Below are 972 nucleotides of genomic sequence, written 5' to 3'. Positions count from 1 at the left end.
GCTCCGTGCGTTTGGTCCCGGAGAATTCGGCGTACCCGGAGATCGTGCTGGAGGAGATGAGCGAGCTGGTCATCTGGGGAGTTGTTACGAGGTGCTTGCACCGTGTCTAAGGCCTCGTCTCTTGCGCTCGTCGACGCGAACAACTTTTACGTCTCTTGTGAGAGGATCTTCAATCCCGCACTCGAGGGCAAACCCGTGGTGGTGCTATCGAACAATGACGGGTGCGTCATCGCTCGTTCCGCCGAGGCTAAGGCGCTCGATATTGATATGGCTGCCCCCTGGAAGGCCATCGCCCCCGAGGCGACGATGAAGGGCGTCATTGCCCGCTCCAGCAACTACGAACTCTACGGCGACATCTCGGCCCGCGCCGTCGAAATCCTCAGCCGATACACCTCCTCCCAGGAGGTGTACTCGATCGACGAGAGCTTCATTCGCCTCACTGGCACCCCCGCTCAGGTCACCGCCACCGGCCGCGAGATCCGCACCATCATCAAAAAGCTGATCGGGCTGCCGGTGAGTGTTGGCATCGCCCCGAGCAAGACCCTGGCCAAACTCGCGAACCGCGGGTCCAAGTCATCCCCGGCGCTCGAAGGTGTCTGCAACCTGGCCGCTTACACCCCCGCCCAGCTCACCGCCATCCTCGAATCGGTCGCAGCTGGCCAGATCTGGGGAGTGTTGTCCGTCGCGTTGTTTGACGGTGGCGGCGTCAACTCCCGTGACGATGCCGGGGTCTGAAAAAGCCCCGCCGGAGGATTCCGGCGGGGCTTTCATCGTCAGGCTGACGGCGTAATCGTCAATGGTGACGCGGGTTTACTCGCTGTTCTCGGTGATCGCTGATTGCGCCGCGGCCAGATCGACGATCGCCTTATCGGCAGCATAGGTCGCGATCAACGCGGCGACCGCGAGGTTGTTCACCGCCCTCGGATAACCGCGAGAAGCGAGGTGAATGGCATGGATCGCATCGTCAGAGAA

1 protein-coding gene is annotated in these 972 nt (G+C 61.8%); it reads left to right on the top strand.

Annotation, left to right across the window (positions count from 1 at the left end; all coding sequences use genetic code 11):
- Window positions 1–102: 102 nt before the first annotated feature.
- Entirely contained in the window at window positions 103–735 is a 633-nt protein-coding gene (locus JF66_RS19140) for a hypothetical protein (RefSeq protein WP_051973770.1), read from the top strand.
- The last annotated feature ends 237 nt before the right edge of the window (window positions 736–972 follow it).

This window comes from Cryobacterium sp. MLB-32 (genome assembly GCF_000738085.1).
GTDB lineage: Bacteria > Actinomycetota > Actinomycetes > Actinomycetales > Microbacteriaceae > Cryobacterium.
Note: the sequence above shows the minus strand (reverse complement) of the source record. Positions and strands in the feature narration are given on the sequence as shown.